The organism is Nocardia salmonicida NBRC 13393, from assembly GCF_001613085.1.
In the GTDB taxonomy this organism is placed as follows: Bacteria; Actinomycetota; Actinomycetes; order Mycobacteriales; family Mycobacteriaceae; genus Nocardia; species Nocardia salmonicida.
Genome location: NZ_BDBR01000023.1, coordinates 86981 through 106451, shown reverse-complemented (window position 1 = coordinate 106451; position 19471 = coordinate 86981). Strand labels below are relative to the sequence as shown.

Annotated in this window: 16 protein-coding genes and 2 pseudogenes; 10 read left to right on the top strand and 8 right to left on the bottom strand. The window is 66.5% G+C overall.

The features are described from left to right. Nucleotides 1-225: 225 nt before the first annotated feature. From NS1_RS22505 to NS1_RS22490, 5 genes and pseudogenes are all read right to left on the bottom strand, one after another. Nucleotides 226-502, bottom strand: a pseudogene (locus NS1_RS22505) (hypothetical protein); the annotation flags it as partial. A 457-nt stretch (nucleotides 503-959) separates the two neighbouring features. After that, nucleotides 960-1097: pseudogene (locus NS1_RS40885) on the bottom strand (hypothetical protein); the annotation flags it as partial. Nucleotides 1098-1256: 159 nt separating this feature from the next. After that, the gene (locus tag NS1_RS22500) at nucleotides 1257-2675 is read right to left on the bottom strand and encodes a wax ester/triacylglycerol synthase domain-containing protein (RefSeq protein ID WP_062987467.1); all 1419 of its coding nucleotides are present in this window, start codon (nucleotides 2673-2675) and stop codon (nucleotides 1257-1259) included. Nucleotides 2676-2889: 214 nt separating this feature from the next. Further along, nucleotides 2890-3375 (bottom strand): DUF2231 domain-containing protein, encoded by a 486-nt coding sequence (locus NS1_RS22495; protein WP_062987465.1) that lies wholly within the window; start codon nucleotides 3373-3375, stop codon nucleotides 2890-2892. Between the two features lie 212 nt (nucleotides 3376-3587). Further along, complete coding sequence (locus tag NS1_RS22490) at nucleotides 3588-5765, bottom strand: malate synthase G (protein WP_062987463.1); 2178 nt, start codon at nucleotides 5763-5765, stop codon at nucleotides 3588-3590. 258 nt (nucleotides 5766-6023) lie between these two features. Here NS1_RS22490 and NS1_RS22485 point away from each other — a divergent pair, with 258 nt between their 5' ends. Both NS1_RS22485 and NS1_RS22480 read left to right on the top strand, forming a co-directional pair. Further along, entirely contained in the window at nucleotides 6024-6641 is a 618-nt protein-coding gene (locus NS1_RS22485) for a TetR/AcrR family transcriptional regulator (protein ID WP_062987461.1), read from the top strand. Between the two features lie 2 nt (nucleotides 6642-6643). Continuing rightward, nucleotides 6644-7933, top strand: a complete 1290-nt coding sequence (locus tag NS1_RS22480; RefSeq protein ID WP_062987459.1) for an acyl-CoA dehydrogenase family protein — start codon at nucleotides 6644-6646, stop codon at nucleotides 7931-7933. Nucleotides 7934-7986: 53 nt separating this feature from the next. Here the strand turns inward: NS1_RS22480 and NS1_RS22475 are convergent, their stop codons facing one another. Further along, on the bottom strand, nucleotides 7987-8439 hold the full coding sequence (locus NS1_RS22475) for a winged helix-turn-helix transcriptional regulator (protein WP_062987457.1): 453 nt from the start codon (nucleotides 8437-8439) through the stop codon (nucleotides 7987-7989). Between the two features lie 82 nt (nucleotides 8440-8521). On the opposite strand from NS1_RS22475, the gene NS1_RS22470 reads away from it, so the two are divergent. Genes NS1_RS22470 through NS1_RS22455 form a run of 4 tightly spaced genes read left to right on the top strand, consistent with a single transcriptional unit; the run spans nucleotide 8522 to nucleotide 14967 of the window. Then, nucleotides 8522-9733 carry an MFS transporter gene (locus NS1_RS22470; RefSeq protein WP_062987454.1) on the top strand — a complete coding sequence of 404 codons (1212 nt, stop codon included), beginning with the start codon at nucleotides 8522-8524 and terminating at the stop codon, nucleotides 9731-9733. Nucleotides 9734-9743: 10 nt separating this feature from the next. Beyond that, entirely contained in the window at nucleotides 9744-11891 is a 2148-nt protein-coding gene (gene betT, locus NS1_RS22465; RefSeq protein ID WP_084503917.1) for a choline BCCT transporter BetT, read from the top strand. 11 nt (nucleotides 11892-11902) lie between these two features. Continuing rightward, nucleotides 11903-13417, top strand: a complete 1515-nt coding sequence (locus tag NS1_RS22460) for an aldehyde dehydrogenase family protein (protein WP_062987453.1) — start codon at nucleotides 11903-11905, stop codon at nucleotides 13415-13417. Continuing rightward, complete coding sequence (locus tag NS1_RS22455; RefSeq protein ID WP_062987451.1) at nucleotides 13414-14967, top strand: GMC family oxidoreductase; 1554 nt, start codon at nucleotides 13414-13416, stop codon at nucleotides 14965-14967. Before NS1_RS22460 ends, NS1_RS22455 begins: the two co-directional genes overlap by 4 nt. 1 nt (nucleotide 14968) lies before the next feature. Here NS1_RS22455 and NS1_RS40190 read toward each other — a convergent pair whose 3' ends face one another. Further along, nucleotides 14969-15244: a hypothetical protein gene (locus NS1_RS40190; RefSeq protein WP_157125345.1), complete on the bottom strand. Its 276-nt coding sequence runs from the start codon at nucleotides 15242-15244 to the stop codon at nucleotides 14969-14971. On the opposite strand from NS1_RS40190, the gene NS1_RS22450 reads away from it, so the two are divergent. The 3 genes from NS1_RS22450 (at nucleotide 15243) to NS1_RS22440 (ending at nucleotide 17844) form a co-directional block, all read left to right on the top strand. Then, the gene (locus tag NS1_RS22450; protein ID WP_157125344.1) at nucleotides 15243-15785 is read left to right on the top strand and encodes an HNH endonuclease; all 543 of its coding nucleotides are present in this window, start codon (nucleotides 15243-15245) and stop codon (nucleotides 15783-15785) included. The two genes, NS1_RS40190 and NS1_RS22450, sit on opposite strands and share 2 nt — an antisense overlap. After that, on the top strand, nucleotides 15782-16036 hold the full coding sequence (locus NS1_RS22445) for a WhiB family transcriptional regulator (RefSeq protein WP_056817644.1): 255 nt from the start codon (nucleotides 15782-15784) through the stop codon (nucleotides 16034-16036). The genes NS1_RS22450 and NS1_RS22445 overlap by 4 nt, the downstream gene beginning before the upstream one ends. 140 nt (nucleotides 16037-16176) lie before the next feature. Beyond that, nucleotides 16177-17844, top strand: coding sequence for a vWA domain-containing protein (locus NS1_RS22440; RefSeq protein ID WP_063816235.1), 1668 nt, complete (start codon nucleotides 16177-16179; stop codon nucleotides 17842-17844). 15 nt (nucleotides 17845-17859) lie between these two features. On the opposite strand, the gene NS1_RS22435 is transcribed toward NS1_RS22440, so the two are convergent. Then, nucleotides 17860-18714 (bottom strand): Vgb family protein, encoded by an 855-nt coding sequence (locus NS1_RS22435; RefSeq protein ID WP_063816234.1) that lies wholly within the window; start codon nucleotides 18712-18714, stop codon nucleotides 17860-17862. Between the two features lie 161 nt (nucleotides 18715-18875). Between NS1_RS22435 and NS1_RS22430 the strand changes: the two genes are divergently transcribed. Next, nucleotides 18876-19460: a TetR/AcrR family transcriptional regulator gene (locus tag NS1_RS22430; protein ID WP_062987450.1), complete on the top strand. Its 585-nt coding sequence runs from the start codon at nucleotides 18876-18878 to the stop codon at nucleotides 19458-19460. The last annotated feature ends 11 nt before the right edge of the window (nucleotides 19461-19471 follow it).

Below are 19471 nucleotides of genomic sequence, written 5' to 3'. Positions count from 1 at the left end.
AAAGCGTCCTTGGCCTTGGCGCCGGACTGCTCGAGGTTGCCCTTGGCTTGACCGACTCGGCCTTTGGCCTCGAGGCTGCGGTTACCCAGACTCATGACGGGGCTTCTTCCTCTGGTGTTTTCGCCGACGCGGACGCGCCGGGCGTGCGGACAATTCAGCGCCGGGACGCCGGTCAGGCAATCACCCTGGCGGGCCCGCGCGGCCAGTGGCCGAACGGGTGCCGCCAGTTTCTCGACGGGATTCTTTCAGGTCGCGGCGGGCGCGGCGGCCGTGCCGGGCGGTACGCCGGGCGCCAGCCAGCAGCAGGATGAGCCCGACGATGCCGACCGCGCCGACGACGATGCCGTAGAGAAACAGCGTTCCGGTGGAACCGGTGACGTGATATTCGAACACCGCAAAACCACTTGTCAGTTCGTGCGTGTCCCCGCTGTTGCTCAGCACGCCAGCAAGTCCGACGATCACGGCGGCGAGCAGGACGATCACGTCCCAAGATGATGATCATGACGGCCTCCAAGGGCCACGTTGACGCATCCAGTCAACGCCGCATCCCCCCAGGTGTCAAAGGTGTATACATATACGCTTTGGCCCCACAGTCAAGAGGGAGCACCCGACGCTGACCACCAGTAGGACGTACTTATGGACGTCAGGCCACCGACTGGCGCCCCTCCGTGAACATTCGATCCTCTGCGATCCGGCCTCACCAACAGCCACCACCGAACGTCTCGCGCTCGCCAGAGGCGAGTTCGGGGCGTTCGCGATTGGGTAATCGGCCGCGCACAGGCTTGATGCAAGCTAATGTGCGCCCGCAAGACGACTCCCAATGACTCCTGTTTGCCGATGAAGATACTGCTCGTCCGAGGATGTCCTATCTGATTGGCAGCCGGTATCCAAGGTGATCTCGGGTGACGGCAAAGGCCCCGCCTCGGATGTCTCCGACGCGGGGCCTCAACTCGACATCACTACTTCTGCGCGGCCTTGAACTCACGACGACGCCGGTGCAGGATCGGCTCGGTGTAGCCGTTGGGCTGCGTGGTGCCTTCCAGGACCAGTTCCTTGGCGGCCTGGAACGCGATGTTGTCATCGAAGTTCGGGGCCATCCGCTCGAGTCCGAATTCGACGGATCGGAATGCGTTGTGTCATAAAGTAATTCGCGCTCGCTCATGCTGCCACTCCGGCCCATGCCGCTCGGCTGGGCAGCCGTCGAAGGGACGTCTCTGCGAGACAGCGTTGCGGCGAAAGCGTGAAGCTGGGGGCGATCACAGAGTCACAACCACATTCGTATCGGTTACATTCGGGCACAGGCCGAGGATTGCGCGAAATCCTTCCGCTATCGAGCCGGTCATGGCAGCAAGATCCGGGACCGCTTCGACATCGGCATTGATCCCGACGCAGCATCGCGTTGCGTAGGACAGCAGGGTGATGTTGAATGCCGACCCGAGTGTCGGACTGAAGGCGTAGTAACGCAGAATCTCCGCCCCTGCGACGAACAGTGGCACTGGGGATCCGATGACGTTCGAGCCGACGAAGTCGACGTGTTTGAGCATGCTCCCGAGTATCGAAGCCGGAAGAAGATTCAATGCACCGGCGATTATCGGTGAAAACGCGATCGCAGGCTCGTTGCGCCACGTCTCGGTGGTGGAATGCACTCTGCGTACCAGCTCACCGGGGTCAGCGATGTCGGCAGGGAGCGCAAATCGTGCCAAGCTGATGCGGTTGCCACCCAGCGGGTCCGTCTCGGCACGTAGGCTGATCGGCAGCGTCACCCGCAGTTCGCTGATCTCGGTGCTGTGATGTCGGTGATACTTCGCCATTCCCAGCAGGACGGCAGCCAGAAACGCGTCGTTGATCGAGCCGGCGGCGGCTGCGGCCGCCTGAGCCACCGCCCCCACCGGCACGTCGAGTACCGCGCAATGGCGCCGCGTGCTGCGTTCTGTCATCACAGGCGACAGCGTCGAGACGACAGGACGCGCAAGGCGCACCGTTGAGCCGGCAACCGCCGAGGCCGCACGACACGCGGAACCCGGCTCGCGTATCACCCGAACACTGTTGCGGCCCAATGCGTTCGCCGCCCTCCGGGTCACATCTTCCACTGTCGACCGATACCAGGAGAGGCGAGGCGGCGAAGGCAACGAATCACGGTGTGCCAGCGGCGACTCAGGGAACCCATCGCCCGCGCTCCGGACCCCCTCCCGGGTCAGATCCACGATCTCCCGGGCAATCTGCATACCCCCGACACCGTCGGTGAGCGAGTGATGCACTTTCATCACCAGGGCGGACCTCCCTTCGTGCAGTCCATCGAGAATCGTGAACTCCCAGAGCGGGCGATCCTTGTCGAACGCGGCCATCTCGGCTGTACGGACGAAGTCGAGAACCATATCCCACGTACCGGGTTCGGTCAGGGTGTAGCGGCGAAGGTGCCAACTGAGATCGAAATCCTGATCGTCCACCCACCTCGGCGGGGCAAGGCCTTTCGAGTCCTCCACCTTTCGCCTGAAGAGAGGAACCAGGTCGACCGCCCGGTGCATCATGTCGACGAATCGGGCCTGATCGGGACTGCGGTCGAGCAACGCGACCGCGACGATGGTCGAGCGGAGAATCGGATCTTCCTCCATCCGCCACGACATGAAATCGGTCTGGCTCATATATCTCTGATTCGTGTTGCTCACATCGGTCAACTCGTTCCTCGATGGGCCTGCTGTCGGATTATCGTCGCGCTGCCCCAGTCCACCTCACGAGGTTGTCCGGGATTATGCCCACGATCAGCAGTCTCCAGAACGCGACGGCCTCCTCATTCCTGGTCAGCGGCATCATCGAGGTGATCCGCTGTACTACATCCAGTATCTGCCTCCGCGACGGATTTTTCACAGTGTCTTTCGACCATTTCGGACCTCAAAACACTGACTGCGACGCAAAGGCTGCCGACACGGAGTCGCCCCACACAGCCCGCGAACCCGATTCGCCGATGCGGTAGACCTGCACGCTCGTTGCTACGGCTACGACGATTACCAGGCCGGCCACGATAAACGTGAGCACACGAGACGACGGTCTCGTCCGTTCCCTCAGATGCAATATCGTCACGCCCACTGCCGCCAAGAGAAGGGCGGCGGAAAAGTAGATCATCGTGTCGCCGAGTTCAGTATGGGTGTGCACCGCAGCCGAGCGATCCACGTGGTCTTCGAGCCATTCTCCAGCTTCGGTGGTCACCGGAGTCAGTACCGCGATCGCACTGGCGAGGACGAGTACAGGCCACACGAGACGACGCCGGGCCGCGGGCCACACGCTGCATACGGCGAGCAGGCCAGCGGTCAACGGAGCCAAGACCACGATGAAATGGACGAACAGGACGTGCGCGGGCAACCCGCCGACCGTAGACATACCTCAGTATCCTGCAGAGTCCCGCGAAAAGCACTCTGAGCAAGGCGCCGAGATCCAACGGTCTGTGACCGTCTTTGTGACCGTTTTGAGCGTGACGAGCCGGTAGCTGAGGTGATCTCCGGTGACGGCAGAGGCCCCGCCTCGGATGTCTCCGACGCGGGGCCTCAAACGAAAAGAGCTGCTACGAGCTACTTTTCAAGGACTCGACACCACTACTTCTGCGCGGCCTTGAACTCACGACGACGCCGGTGCAGGATCGGCTCGGTGTAGCCGTTGGGCTGCGTGGTGCCTTCCAGGACCAGTTCCTTGGCGGCCTGGAACGCGATGTTGTCATCGAAGTTCGGGGCCAGCGGGCGGTAGGTCTTGTCGTTCGCGTTCTGGCGGTCGACGACCGGGGCCATCCGCTCGAGGCTGGCGATCACGTCGGCCTCGGTGACGATGCCGTGGCGCAGCCAGTTGGCGACCAGCTGGCTCGAGATGCGCAGGGTGGCACGGTCTTCCATCAGGCCGATGTCGTTGATGTCGGGCACCTTGGAGCAGCCGACACCGTGATCGATCCAGCGGACCACGTAGCCCAGGATGCCCTGGGAGTTGTTGTCCAGTTCCTGACGCTTCTCCTCGTCGGTCCAGTCGGTGGACTGGGCGAGGGGGATCTCGAGGATCTGGTCGACGGTGGCGCGGGGGCCACCCTTGGCGATCTGCGACTGCTGCTTGAACACGTCCACCAGGTGGTAGTGGGTGGCGTGCAGGGTGGCGGCGGTCGGCGAGGGCACCCACGCGGTGTTGGCGCCGGCCTTGGGGTGGCCGATCTTCTGCTCGAGCATGCCTGCCATCAGGTCGGGCATGGCCCACATGCCCTTGCCGATCTGCGCCTTGCCGGGCAGCCCCTTGGCCAGGCCGGTGTCGACGTTCCAGTCCTCGTAGGAGGTGATCCAGGTCTGTGCCTTCATCTCGGCCTTGCGGACCATCGGCCCGGCCTCCATGGAGGTGTGGATCTCGTCGCCGGTGCGGTCGAGGAAGCCTGTGTTGATGAACACCACGCGGTCCTTGGCGGCCTCGATGGAGCCGGCGAGGTTGACCGTGGTGCGGCGCTCCTCGTCCATGATGCCGACCTTGAGGGTGTTGCGGGTCAGGCCGAGGACGTCCTCGATCCGGCCGAACAGCTCGTTGGTGAACGCGGCCTCGTCGGGGCCGTGCATCTTCGGCTTCACGACGTAAACCGAGCCGGTGCGCGAGTTGAGGCGAGTGTTGTCACCGTTGAGCGAGTGCACGGCGATCAGCGAGGTGATCAGGCCGTCCAGGATGCCCTCGGGGACCTCGTTGCCCTCGGCGTCGATGATCGCGTCGGAGGTCATCAGGTGGCCCACGTTGCGCACGAACAGCAGCGAACGACCGTGCAGGACCAGCTCGGAGCCGTCGAGCGCGGTGAACACGCGGTCGGGGTTCATGGTGCGGGTGAAGGTCTTGCCGCCCTTGGAGACTTCCTCGGCCAGGTCGCCCTTCATCAGGCCGAGCCAGTTGCGGTAACAGACGACCTTGTCGTCGGCGTCGACCGCGGCGACCGAGTCCTCGAAGTCCATGATCGTGGTGAGCGCGGACTCCAGGACGATGTCCTTGACACCGGCGGTGTCGGTGGAGCCGATCGGCGAGTCGGCGTCGACCTGGATCTCGATGTGCAGCCCGTTGTGCTTGAGCAGGATCGAGGTCGGGGCCTCAGGATCGCCCAGGTAGCCGACGAGCTGCGACGGGTCGGCCAGGCCGATGTCGGTGCCGTCTTCCAGGCCGATCTCGAGCTCGCCGTCGACGATCTTGTAGTACGACGAACCGATGTGCGAACCGGTGATCAGGGTGACGGCGTCGTCGAGGAAGTTACGGCCCCACTCGATCACCTTGTCGCCGCGCACGCGGTTGTAGCCGCTGCCCTTCTCCGCGCCGTTGGCCTCGGGGATGGCGTCGGTGCCGTAGAGCGCGTCGTAGAGCGAGCCCCAGCGCGCGTTGGCGGCGTTGATCGCGAAGCGCGCGTTCATCACCGGCACCACGAGCTGCGGGCCCGCGGTGGTGGCGATCTCGGTGTCGACGTTGCTGGTGCCGATCTGGAACGGCGCGGGCTCGGGCCGCAGGTAACCGATCTCGGTCAGGAACTGCTTGTAGGCGGCCTTGTCGTAGCCGGTGCCCGGGTTCTCGCCGTGCCAAGCATCGAGCTTGCCCTGGAACTCGTCGCGCTCAGCGAGCAGAGCGCGGTTACGCGGGGCGAGGTCGTTGATGATCTGCTCGGCACCGGCCCAGAACGCGGCGGAATCTACGCCGGTACCGGGGAGCGCCTCGTTCTCGATGAAATCGTGAAGAACGCTCGCCACCTGGAGCCCGCCGACCTGAATCCGCTCTGTCATCTACTGCCTCACTTTGGTGAAAACCGGGTGGGATAAGTCGATGTCATGTTACCCGTGGGTAGAGGTGACACCTCGTGTGGGTTCGAACGCCCTGCGGGCTTCGTCCATTCCGCCACGCCGAGCCGCCGAGGTCGGGGGCATGGGCGCGGCGGATCACCCCTTGATTGTAGGTGCGGGGACAATTAATGTACTGATCGGAACATTAAGTCGGGAGCCGGACCGAACGGAGGCGCCGTGACAACCGAACCGGTATCCCCCATGCGTCGTCGCGGACGTCCCCGGGCCACCGAGCGCGCGGACACCCGGGAGCGGATCCACGACGCGGCACTCGAGCTGTTCGCCGAACGCGGTTTCCATGCCACCGGGGTCGCCGAGATCGGTGCGAAAGCCGACGTCCAGCGGGGTGCGCTGTACTACCACATCGGCTCGAAGGAAGACCTGCTGTGGGCGATCCTGCGCGACTACACCCGGCTGCTGCTCGCCGACGCCGAACGCATCGTCGAAGTCGGGGCCGACCCTGTCGAAACCCTGCGCCGGCTGATTCGCAGTCACGTCGAGCTGATCGTCACCCATCGGCGCGCGGTGGCCGTGCACCTGCGCGACGCCGACGCGCTGACCCACGAACACGCGGTCGTTCTCCAGCAACTGCGCGACCGATTACAACGCCATTGGCAAGACGTCATCGACGCGGGCCACACGGCCGGGCAACTGCGCACCGCCGACCACATCGTCACCAACGGCATGCTCGGCATGCTCAATTCCCTCGGCTACTGGTACCGCGAGCGCGGCACCCACTCCCCTGCCGAGATCGCCGACATCCTCACCGACACCGTCCTGTCCGGGCTACATGCCACAGGCGACAACACGAAAGGCTGACCATGGCTTGGGATTTCGAGACCGATCCGGAGTACCAGCGCAAGCTCGACTGGGTGGCGGAGTTCGTCCGCACCGAGGTCGAGCCCCTGGATCTGCTCTACCCCAACCCCTACGACCGGAACGACCCCGAGATCCGGGCGCTGATGCGGCCACTGCAACAGCAGGTCAAGGACGCTGGCCTGTGGGCCTGCCATCTCGGTCCCGAGCTCGGCGGGCCCGGATTCGGTCAGCTCAAGCTGGCGCTGCTCAACGAAGTACTCGGCACCTCGATGTGGGCACCACTCGTCTTCGGTTGTCAGGCACCGGATTCCGGTAACGCCGAGATCCTGGCCCATTTCGGCACCGAGGAGCAGAAGGCGAAATATCTGCAGCCCTTGCTCGACGGCGAGATCGGCTCCTGCTACGCGATGACCGAGCCCACCGGCGGCTCGGACCCGACCGCGTTCCGGACCACCGCGGTGCGTGACGGTGACGAGTGGGTGATCAACGGCGAGAAGTGGTTCAACTCCGCCGCCGAGTTCGCCACCTTCCACATCGTGATGGTGGTGACCGATCCCGAGGCCGAACCGCACCAGCGGTTGTCGATGTTCATCGTCCCCGCCGACGCACCCGGCCTGGAACTGGTGCGCAACTTCACCGTGCCCGGGTTCAGCGAACACGAAGCACACCTGCGATTCACCGATGTCCGGGTGCCCGCCGATCATCTGCTCGGCGCCGAAGGCGCGGGGTTCGTCGTCGCGCAGACCCGCCTGGGCGGCGGCCGGGTGCACCACGCGATGCGCACGGTCGCGTTGGTACGCAAGGCCTTCGACATGATGTGCGAGCGCGCGGTCTCACGCCCGGCCCGCAAGGGCGTGCTCGGTGGCTTCCAGATGACCCAGGAGCGCATCGCCGACAGCTGGATCCAGATGGAGCAGTTCCGGCTGCTGGTCCTGCGCACCGCCTGGCGCATCGACCAGGCCCAGGACTACCGCGCCGTTCGCAAGGACATCGCCGCCATCAAAATCGCCATGCCGACCGTCATGAACGACATCGCCCGCCGCGCACTGCATCTGCACGGCGCGATGGGCGTGAGCACCGACCTGCCCTTCCTCGACATGACCACCTACGCCGAGGTCATGGCCATCGCCGACGGCCCGACCGAGGTCCACAAGATCACCCTCGCCAAGGAAGTGCTCAAGAATTACACACCGGCGGATCCGGTGTACCCCAGCGGCTTCCGACCCAAGCTCATCGAAGAAGCTCGCGACCTCGTCGCCCGCCGCCTCGAACGTGAGGTCGGCAACCTCTGATCGTGGGCCACTGAGAAGTTCGGACGGTCACCGGCGAGGGTCGAGGCGTGGACTCAGTCCACTCGGCGCACACCGGTGGTGTCGGCGGTGACCACCGCACCGGACCGATCGCGGGGAGACAGCTCGGCGAGCTGTCTCCCGTCACGGTCCACCAGCGTCGAGCGGGGTTCGTCCTCGGCGAAGGCATGGCGTTCGCCCCACTGCCGTAGCGCGACGATGGTGGTGAACAGGTCCTGCCCGGCGCGAGTCAGCTCGTAGACGTGACGCTTGCCGCTCGGGGTGGCGCTGGTGCGGAGGATGTCGTCCTCGACGAGTCGGCGGAGTCGGTCGGCGAGGATGTTGCGCGCGATGCCGAGCCGCTGCCGGAACTCGGTGAACGAAGCCGGTCCGTTCATGGCGTCACGCACGATGAGCAGGCTCCACCGGTCGCCCACCAGGTCGACGGTTCTGGCGACCGGGCAGGTGGGGTCGGTCCATTCACGTTCGGCGCCCGATGCCGGTGCCATGGCCACCTCCTTGTGGGTTGCAATTCGAAACCATTCTGCCTTACCGTGAATTGGTTTCATATTGCTACCAAGCGGAGGACGGATGGCATCGGGAGTCACGCGAACACAGCGGTTGGTGCTGGCGTCGGTCTGCGCCGTGGCGGTGTCGACGATCTACGCGATCCAGCCGGTCCTCGAGCCGGCGGGCGCCGAACTCGGGCTGTCACCGGGGTCATCGGGGCTGTTGGTCGCCGCTGGGCAGATCGGGTACTTCGCGGGGCTGATTCTGCTGGTACCGCTGGGCGATGTGGTGAATCGGCGTCGGCTCATCGGCGGAATGCTGGCGCTCACTGCGGTAGGGGCCACGATCACCGCAGCCGCGCCGAACGGCATTTGCGCGGTGGCAGGGCTCGCCATCGCCGGATTCTTCGCGGTTGTCGTGCAGGTGACGGTGGCCTATGTCGCCGCCGCGTCGGCGCCGGGTGAACGCGGCCGCAATATCGGCGCCGTCACATCAGGTGTGGTGATCGGCATCCTCGGCGCCCGGGTCGTCGCGGGAGTTTTGGGTGACACGCTCGGCTGGCGATCCGTCTATGTGCTGCTCGCCGTGCTCTGCGCGACGCTCGCACTCGCCACCCGAGGTGGCCTGGACCCCGACGTCAGAACATCCGGCCAGCGATACACCCAGATTCTGCGGTCGATGGGACACCTCGTGGCGACGGATCGACTGTTCCTGAGCCGGGGCCTGATCACCTTTTTCCTGTTCGCTTCCTTCGGCACCCTCTGGAGTGGCCTGGCGCTCCCGCTCGGCGCCGAACCCTGGACTTTCGGCACCACCGAGATCGGGTTGTTCGGAGTGGTGGGACTCGCGGGAGCTCTCGGCGCGGGACGAGCCGGTAGATGGGCAGATGCCGGTCGCGCCCCGTCGGTTACCGGGTGGTCGCTGCTCTCGCTCGCCGTATCCTGGCTGCTGATCGCTCGGACCGGTCCGAGCCTGGCATCGCTGGTCATCGGCATCATCGTGCTCGACTTCGCCGTCCAAGCGGTGCACGTGAGCAGCCAGCATCTGCTGACCACCGCGCACCCCGACCGCGCGGGCAGCGTCATCGGCGCCTACATGGCCTGCTACTCCCTCGGTTCGGCCCTCGGCGCGATCACGACCGCGTGGTCGTACACCTCGTGGGGGTGGTGGGCCTCCTGCGTGACCGGCGCGGTCTACGCCGTGGCCGGTCTCGTCGTGTGGGCTTTCGCGAGGGCTGGAACACGAGGTCGGCAACCGGTGAAGGTCCCCGATCTACGGGCGAGAACGAACTAGCCTGCCTCGCATGGGCGGTGTCAGCAAACCCGGAGGCAACGGCACTGAACTTCCACCTACCGGGACCGCGCAGGACGTGGTCCCGGTACATCCCGTAGCCGGGCAGCGCTCGGTCAACAAACCGGTCTTCGGGCTCGCGGCCGGCACCGTGCTCGCCTTCGGGATCTGGGCGTTGGCCGCACCGGAGAGCGCCGAGACTGTTGTCGGCACGGTCAAGACCTTCATCTCCACCTGGTTCGGCTGGTGGTACTTCGTGCTCGCCACGGCCATCCTCGGCCTCGTCGTTTTCCTCGGCGCCAGCCGGTACGGCCGGTATCGGCTGGGGCCGGAGGAATCGCGGCCGGAGTACAGCCTGTTCTCCTGGACGTCGATGCTGTTCGCGGCCGGTATCGGCATCGACCTGATGTTCTTCTCGGTCGCCGAGCCGGTCTACAACTACCTGCATCCCCCGCTCGGCGAGCCCGCCACCAACGCGACCGCCCGCAACGCGGTGGCCTGGACGATCTTCCACTACGGCATCACCGGCTGGGCGATGTACGCGCTGATGGGCGGCGCGCTCGCCTACTTCGCGTTTCGGCACAACCTGCCGTTGACGATCCGTGCCGCGCTCTATCCGATCTTCGGCAAGCGGGTACACGGCCGGTGGGGCGACGCGATCGACGTGGCCGCGGTGCTCGGTACCATCTTCGGCATCGCCACCTCGCTCGGTATCGGCATCGTGCAGCTCAACTACGGCCTGAACCAGCTGTTCGGGATTTCCCAGGGCAAGGCCGCCCAGATCGGGCTCATCGCGCTGTCGGTCGCCATCACCACGATCTCGGCTACCACCGGAGTCGACAAGGGCATCCGGCGATTGTCGGAGCTCAATGTCATCATGGCGATCGCGCTGCTGATCTATATCCTGGTGGCGGGCAATACCTCTTTCCTGCTCAACGGCTTGGCCCAGAACGCGGGCGACTACCTGTCGACCTTCCCCGACCGCACCCTCGACACCTTCGCCTGGGAACGCAATCCGGAGACGGCGAACACGCCGACGACCTGGCTGGACAGCTGGACGTTGTTCTTCTGGGCTTGGTGGGTGGCCTGGGCCCCGTTCGTCGGCCTGTTCCTGGCGCGCATCTCGCGCGGGCGCACGCTGCGCCAGTTCATCTTCGGGGTGCTCGTGGTGCCGTTCAGCTTCACCCTGATGTGGATCTCGATCTTCGGCAACAGCGCACTCGAGGCCGCCAGGGACGACACCGCCTTCGCCGAGAAGACCGCGGCCCAAGCCGAGCTCGGCTTCTACTCCCTGCTCGAGAAATATCCCGGCGCGACGCTGTTGTTCGGCATCGCGACCATCACCGGGCTGCTCTTCTATGTGACAACTGCCGATTCGGGGTCACTGGTCATGGGCAATTTCACCTCGAAACTGCCCGATCCGATGGCCGACTGCGCCACCGGCACCCGGATCTTCTGGTCGGCCGCGATCGGTGTGCTCACCTTGTCGATGCTGTTCGCCGGTGCGGGCGGGTCCATCACGACCCTGCAGAACGCCACCATCATCATGGGGTTGCCGTTCTCGTTCGTCTTGGCGCTGATCGGCATCGCGTTGTTGCGCGCTGTCCACAACGAGTCCTTCAAGCTCGACAGCTACCGCACCTCGCTGCCCAAGGCATTCGCCGCGGGCCGTGGCCCGGCCGAACTCAGCAGTTGGCGTCGCCGGTTGCTCTCGACCATCAACTACCCGGGAGCCGCCGCGACGCGCAAATTCATCACCGGCACCGTCGATCCGGCGATGCACGATGTCGCAGCGGAATTCGAGCACATGGGCATGACGGCGACCATCGACGATTCCCAATCGAATGAGGGTCTGCCGTCGCCGCGTCTGCTGGTCGATCAGGCCAGTGAGCCCCGCTTCGAGTACGGCATCTGGCCGGTTTCGGCACCGGCCCCGACCTACGCCGTGCTCGCCCAGCGGTCCGACGATCGCTACTTCCGCTGTGAGGTCTACCTCGCCGAGGGATCGCAGGGCTACTCCCTCAACGGCTACAGCCGCGAGCAGATCATCGGCGACATTCTCGACCAATACGAGCGCCACCTGGGTTACCTGCACCTGCGCCGCTCGGCGACAGATCACCACGAGCCCGAAGCCGGCGACAGCACCGACAGCGATCTGTGAAGGGATCCATCATGAGCGAAACCCTCTATATCGACGGCTCCTGGCGACCGTCGGCGTCCGGGCAGACACGCGAGATCCGTTGTCCAGCAGACGATTCCCTCGTCGGCATCGTCGCAGAGGCAGACCGAGGCGACACCGTCGCCGCGATCGCCGCGGCCCGCCGGGCCTTCGACGACGGGCCGTGGCGCAAGACCACCGCCGCCGAACGAGGCGACCTACTGCTGCGCGTCGCCGACGCCATCGACGACAGGCGGGCCGAGTTCGCGCGCGCCGAAACCCTCGACACCGGCAAGCGACCCTACGAGTCCGATATCGACATGTCCGATATCGCCAACTGCTTCCGGTATTTCGGCAAGCTCGCCGCCGACGACGCGGGCCGCGTCGTCGACGCGGGCACGCCCGACATCGACTCCCGCGTGGTCTACGAGCCGGTCGGTGTCTGCGGATTGATCACACCCTGGAACTACCCCCTGTTGCAGGCGGCCTGGAAGGTCGCCCCGGCATTGGCGGCCGGCAATACGTTCGTACTCAAACCAGCCGAGCTGACTCCCCACACCGCGATTCTGTTGATGCAGGTGCTCGACGATCTCGACGTGCCCGCCGGGGTAGCGAATCTGGTGCTCGGTGCGGGCGCCGGCGCGGGTGCGCCGCTGTCGGAGCATCCCGATGTCGACCTGGTCTCGTTCACCGGCGGGCTGGCCACCGGCAAGATCATCGCGCGCGAGGCGGCCGCCACGGTCAAAAAAGTAGCGCTCGAGCTGGGCGGCAAGAATCCGAATGTCGTCTTCGCCGACGCCTGCGACACCGATGAGCGGCTCGCCGCTAGCGTCGACAATGCACTCAACGCCGCGTTCCTGCACTCCGGCCAAGTGTGTTCGGCGGGCGCTCGCCTGGTGATCGAGGAATCGGCGCACGACCGCTTCGTCGACGAGTTGGTGCGCCGCGCCGAGCAGATCCGGCTCGGGTTGCCGTTCGCCGAGGGCACCGAGACCGGGCCGCTGATCTCGGCGGCCCACCGCGACAAGGTGAACGCCTATGTAGACCAGGCCCGCGCCGAGGGTGCCGTCATCCGCACCGGTGGCGCCTTCGCCACCGGCGACGCGGGCTCCGGCAACCTCGACAACGGGTATTTCTACCTGCCGACCGTCATCGACGGCGCCACCCGCGCGATGGCGTGTGTGCACGACGAGGCGTTCGGGCCCACCGTGACCGTGGAAACCTTCACCACCGAGGACGAGGCCGTCACCATCGCCAACGACACCGAGTACGGTCTCGCGGGCGCGGTGTGGTCCGGTGACGCCGCACGCGCACGTCGCGTCGCGGCCCGGTTGCGGCACGGCACCGTGTGGGTCAACGACTTCGGGCCGTATCTGCCGCAGGCCGAGTGGGGTGGTTTCGGCCGCTCGGGGGTCGGCCGCGAGCTCGGTCCTTCCGGGCTGCACGAGTATCGCGAGGCCAAGCACGTCTACGAGAATCTCCGGCCGGGCGTCACCGGCTGGTTCGCCGATCGGGAGGAACAGCGGTGACCACATACGATTACGTGATTGTCGGCGGCGGTTCCGCGGGGGCGGCCGTCGCGTCGCGGCTGTCGGAAGACCCGTCGGTGACCGTCTGTCTGCTCGAGGCGGGACCCTCCGATGTCGACGACCCGGCCATCCTGCGACTCGATCGCTGGATGGAACTGCTGGAATCGGGCTACGACTGGGACTACCCGATCGAGCCACAGGAGAACGGCAATTCGTTCATGCGCCATGCCCGCGCCAAGGTGCTCGGCGGCTGCTCCTCGCACAACAGCTGCATCGCGTTCTGGGCTCCGCGCGAGGATCTCGACTCCTGGGAACGCGAGCACGGCGCCACCGGCTGGGGCGCCGATTCGGTGTACCGGCTGTATCCGCGGATCGAGACCAACGACGCTCCCGGCGAGCACCACGGCCGCGGCGGCCCGGTGAACATCATGACGGTGCCGCCCAACGATCCGTGCGGTGTGGCCTTGCTCGACGCGTGCGAGGCGGCCGGTATCCCGCGCGCCGAGTTCAACTCCGGGCACACAGTTGTCAACGGCGCCAACTTCTTTCAGATCAACCGCCGTTCCGATGGCACGCGATCGTCGTCGTCGGTCAGCTACCTGCACCCGAATCTGGACCGGCCGAACCTCACCGTCCGGACCGGCGCCTGGGCCAAGAAGATCGTGATCGAGAACGGGCGGGCCGTCGGGGTCGACATCACCGACAACGCGTTCGGCCGCACCACCCGGATCACCGCCAACCATGAGGTGATCGTCTCCGCCGGCGCCATCGACTCACCGAAGCTGCTGATGCTCTCGGGCATCGGACCCACGGTTCACCTGCGCGAGAACGGCATCGAGGTGATCGTCGACTCTCCCGGTGTCGGCGCGAACCTGCAGGACCACCCGGAGGGCGTGATCGGTTTCGAGACGACGCGACCGATGGTGGACAGCTCCACCCAATGGTGGGAGGCGGGCATCTTCACCACGACCGAAGACGGCCTCGACCGGCCCGACCTGATGATGCACTACGGCAGCGTCCCCTTCGACATGCACACGCTGCGACAGGGCTACCCGACCGCCGAGAACACCTTCTGCCTGACCCCGAACGTCACCCATGCCCGCTCACGCGGCACCGTGCGGTTGCGCTCGCGCGACTTCCGGGACAAGCCGAAGGTGGACCCGCGCTACTTCACCGATCCCGACGGCCACGACATGCGGGTGATGATCGCCGGTCTGCGCAAGGCGCGCGAGATCGCCGCGACAGCGCCACTGTCGGACTGGGTGCGGCGTGAGCTGTATCCGGGGCCGGACGTGCGGACCGATGCCGAACTGGCCGACTACGTCCGCCTGACCCACAACACCGTCTATCACCCGGTGGGCACGGTCCGCATGGGTCCGGTCGACGACCCGATGAGTCCCCTCGACCCCGAGCTGCGGGTCAAGGGCGTCGACGGTCTGCGCGTAGCCGACGCCTCGGTGTTCCCCGCGCACACCACGGTCAACCCCAACATCACCGTGATGCTCGTCGGCGAGCGCTGCGCCGAACTCGTCGCCGCCGACCAAAAATAAATCAGCCGACATTTCGGACGCGGTATGCCACCATGATTTCACGCAGGTGATTCGCATCGGGCGAGGAACCGACGAGCAGCATCGAGAGGAGGAGACGGCCGTGAAACAGCAAGCGCCACAGCAAGATTCGGAACATACCTATCGCCGCGCGAATTCGGCCCACAGCGCCATGCGCCTGGGTATCGATGGCTCCGGCCGTCTCCTGTTCGCGGCCTGACCGGCCCGTTCCTCTTTCTGCTCCTGACGTTCGTTCTCCTCGAAACATGGTGATTCCCATGATGATTCGTCATGCCGTCGACCCGACGGCCCCCGCTTCCGACACCTGGATACACACGAGGGTGCTCGTGCTGAACGCCAGCTACGAGGCCCTCGACGAAATCACCGCCGACCGCGCCGTGACATTGCTGATCAGCGGCGCCGCCGAGACCGTGATCGAGCGGGCGCCGCGGTTTCCGATCCGGTCGCAGCATCTGGTCATCGCGTTGCCGGAGACGATCCGGTTGGTGCGCTACGTCTACCTGGCGCACGTGGCGCCGATCGGTGACGACAGCCGCGCCACGCTGGCCGGGGTGCTGCGTCGCGACAAGCACCGGTGCGGTTACTGCGCCGACTGGGCCCACACCGTCGACCACATCCGCCCACGCAGCCGGGGCGGACCGAATACCTGGAGCAATCTCGTCGCCTGCTGCGCACGGTGCAATGCGGGCAAGGCCGACCGCACCCCGGAAGAGGCGGGAATGCGGCTGCTGTGGGAGCCCAAGGCTCCCGACCCGCTCGCCCGCAAGCAGCGCCGGATCTGGAAGGAGTACGCGCCGTGACCACCACCGACCTCGCACTGACCGAACTGCTGACCCTGTCCGATTCGGGGCAGTGGCACCGCGCTGCCTGCCGCGGCGACCCCAACCATGAGGCGTGGTTTCCGTACCCGTCGCAGGACTTCGACTACGCCCGCCGGATCTGCGCCGGTTGCCCGTTGCTCGCGGGGTGCGCCGAGTACGCGGCCCAGACCGGCCAGTCGGGGGTGTGGGGCGGTCGTGAATACGACCGTGGTCGCGTGATTCGTCCATGACCGGCCGGGGCCGGGTGTCGCCTGACACCCGGCCCCGTGTCCGTTCGGCATGTCGGGCTCTTACCGAGGCCGTGACCTGGGGTGATGCAGACGGGTATGCGCTGTGCCGTGTTGTCGCGTGGTGTCCTTAAACTTGCCGCGTGGGTACGCATCGCAACGGGACCAGTTCTCGAAGTATCAGCAAGGGTCCGGTTATCGCGGCATCGGCTCTCGTCCTGGTGATCGTGGCCGTGTTCGCCTGGTTCCAACTCAGCGATCGCGCCGATTCGACAGACGTCGCCGCCGCTGCCGAGTGCGTCGAAGGGGCCGCGTCGCTCGACGTCACGGTCGATCCGGCCATCGCAGGTCCGGTTCGCGCCGCGGCCGAACGGTACAACGCGAGCAAGCCGCGGGTGCGTGACCACTGCGCGCGGGTGGAAGTGTCGGCGCGCCCATCGACCGCCGTAGGCGCCGGTCTGGCCGATGTCGCGGCGTGGGATCCGGCGCTCGGGCCGAAGCCGGGGCTGTGGATCGCCGACTCGAGCCGGTCGGTCGAACTCGTCCGGGTGCCCGGTCTCATCGAGGGCACGCCCGCCTCCATCGCTACCAGCCCGATTGTCCTCGCCGTGCCCGATGCCCTGCGCCAGGCGCTCGAACAGCACCAGATCGCCTGGGCCGACCTGCCGCGATTGCAGCAGGGCTCGCTCGACGAAGTCGGTTTGACCGGGTGGGGCGGGCTGCGGATGGCGCTGCCCGCCGGTGACGCGACGACCGCCGCCGCGGCGGCGATCGGTTCCTCGGTCTCGGGGACCGAGCCGTTGACCGAGCAGGCCGCCGGGTCCGGTCAGGTCGTTGCCGCGATCTCCGGGCTCGCCGCCGACGCGCAGGCACCGGCCGATCTGACGACCGCCATGTCGGCGATCAGCGCGAATCCCACCGACGACGAGGTGCACGCGGTCGCCGCGACCCAGCAGCAGCTCGGCACCGGCGGGCTCACCGCGTTCCGGCCGATCGGCATCGCGCCGCTGGCCGACTACCCCGCGGCGCTGGTGTCGGGTCCGTGGGTCGACAAGACCCAGAATCTGATCGCGTCGCGGTTCATCGACTTCCTGCGCGCACCGGAGCAGGCGGGCGCGCTTGCCACCGAGGGCTTCGGGCCCGCCATCGGCTCGGCACCGGCGAATCCGGCGCGCGCGGCGTTGGCGAAGGTGCAGTCGACGCTGACGAATCCGGTCCTCGGCGTGAACGCCACGGTCCTGCTCGATGTGTCGTCGTCGATGGGCACCGCGGAGGGGTCGACCACCCGCCTGTCGAACGCGATAGCCGCCGTCGCCTCGACACTGCAGGTGATGCCGCCCGACTTCGGGCTCGGCCTGTGGACGTTCGGCAAGAACATCGACGGCACCACCCCGTACAAGGCGCAGGTGGCCACCGATCTGCTCACCGACGCCCAACGCAACGCGGTCGGCTCGGCGGTCACCGCGGTGAAACCGAGCCAGCTCACCGCCGATCAGGCCTATCCGAGCCTGCTCGCCGCCTACCGCGCCGCGGTGGCCGGTTACTCCCCCGGTCGCACGAACTCGATCCTGCTGATCACCGACGGCCCCGACGACGACTCGACGCTGACCGGCACCGCGCTGGTCGAGCAGATCACTGCGGCGACCACCTCGAGCAAACCCATCCGCATCGACGTCGTGGTGATCGGCGGCCAGGGCACCCAGACCCTGCAGACCCTCGCCGATCAGACGGGCGGCACCTACACCCGCATGCCGACGAGCAACGACCTCGGCTTCGGCACCGCGGTGGTCAAGGCGCTCACCACGCCCTAGGTTTCGACGCCGCCGTCACGGCGAAACCTGCACCAGCGCACCGGATTCCATCGCTACCCAGAGGTCTCCGGCCGCGTCGACCGTGAGTCCGTGCGGTTCGGCGCCGGGTAGGTCGAGGTGGGTGATCTCGCCGTCGGTGGTGATCCGGCCGAGACGGCAGCTCGCCCACTCGGTGAACCACAGGGCACCGTCGCGGCCTGCCACGATCGCGTGCGGGCGAGCCTCGGTGTCCGGGAGGGTGAACTCGCTGACGGTGCCGTCGAGGTCGATCCGGCCGATGGCACCTGCGCCGATCTCGGTGAACCACAGTGCCTTGTCGGGACCTGCGGTGATGCCGACCGGTGCGGCCGCGGGCGTGGGCAGCGGGTGGACCCGGAGCGCGAGGTCGTTGTCGATCCGGGCGATGGCGTTGCCCTGGTTCACCGTGAGCCACACGGCCCCATCGGGCCCCGGTGTGATCATCGAGGGCATGCCGTCGACCTCGACCCGGGTGATGGCGCCGTCCGCGCCGAGTCGCCCGACCCGACCCGCCTGCAACTCGGTGAACCACAGTGCCCCGTCCGACCCGACGCACGCACCGTAGGGGCCTTCCATGGACTGGCTCGTCACCGCACCGTCGACGGTGATGCGGCCGAGTCGACCACCGTGGAACTCGGTGAACCACAAGGTATTACCGGCCCCGGCCACGATCACCGTGGGTTGTCCGTCGGACTGCTCGAGCGGATAGGTCCGAACGAGCCCGTCGGCGAATCGTCCGATCACGCCCTGCGCGACCAGCGTGAACCACAGCGCCCCATCGGGCCCGACTGTGATTCCGTAAGGCGCGCCGGGCACCGCGATCACTTGCACGATCTCAGCCAAGATCCTCAATTCCCTTCTGTATTCCCCGGAAACGACGGCGCAACGCCCGATCGTGCGACACCACGAACACCGCACTGCGGTAGTCGTCGAGTGGTCGAACAATGCTCCAATCGCAACTCATGTAGCTTTAACCTACAAAACCGAGCCGACTAACGCAACGGGAGTAGTTTTTGGAACCGCAACGACGCCCCGGCGGACGGAGTGCCCGGGTCAGGGAGGCTGTTCTCGACGCGACGACGGCCGAACTCGCCGAGCAGGGCTATCAGGGCCTCACCGTGGACGCGGTCGCTCAGCGAGCGGGGGTCCACAAGACCACCGTCTACCGGCGCTGGCGCGGCCCGGAGGGCTTGGTCGCCGACGCGCTGGAACGCGCCGCGGAACAGTCGTTGCCGATCCCGGACACCGGCTCCCTCGTCGGTGATCTGCGCGCACTCACCGAACTGGTGCGCGCGAGCTTCGCCGATCCCGAATCCGGCACGGTGGCAGCAGCTTTCGTCGCGGCGGGCATGCAGCACCCCGATGCCGCCGCCGCGCTGCGCGGCTTCTATGCCGCGCGTCACGACGAGGCGGCGCAGATCGTGCGGCGGGCGATCGTCCGTGGCGAGGTCGCGCCCGACATCGACGCGACCGAGATCATCCGGCTGGCCATCGCACCGCTGTTCCACCGGCTGTTCATCACCCACGAACCGGTCACTGTCGAGCAGGCACGCCGAGCCGCGGATATCGCGGCCACTGTCGCGAGAACAGACGCTTGAATCAGCCTGTG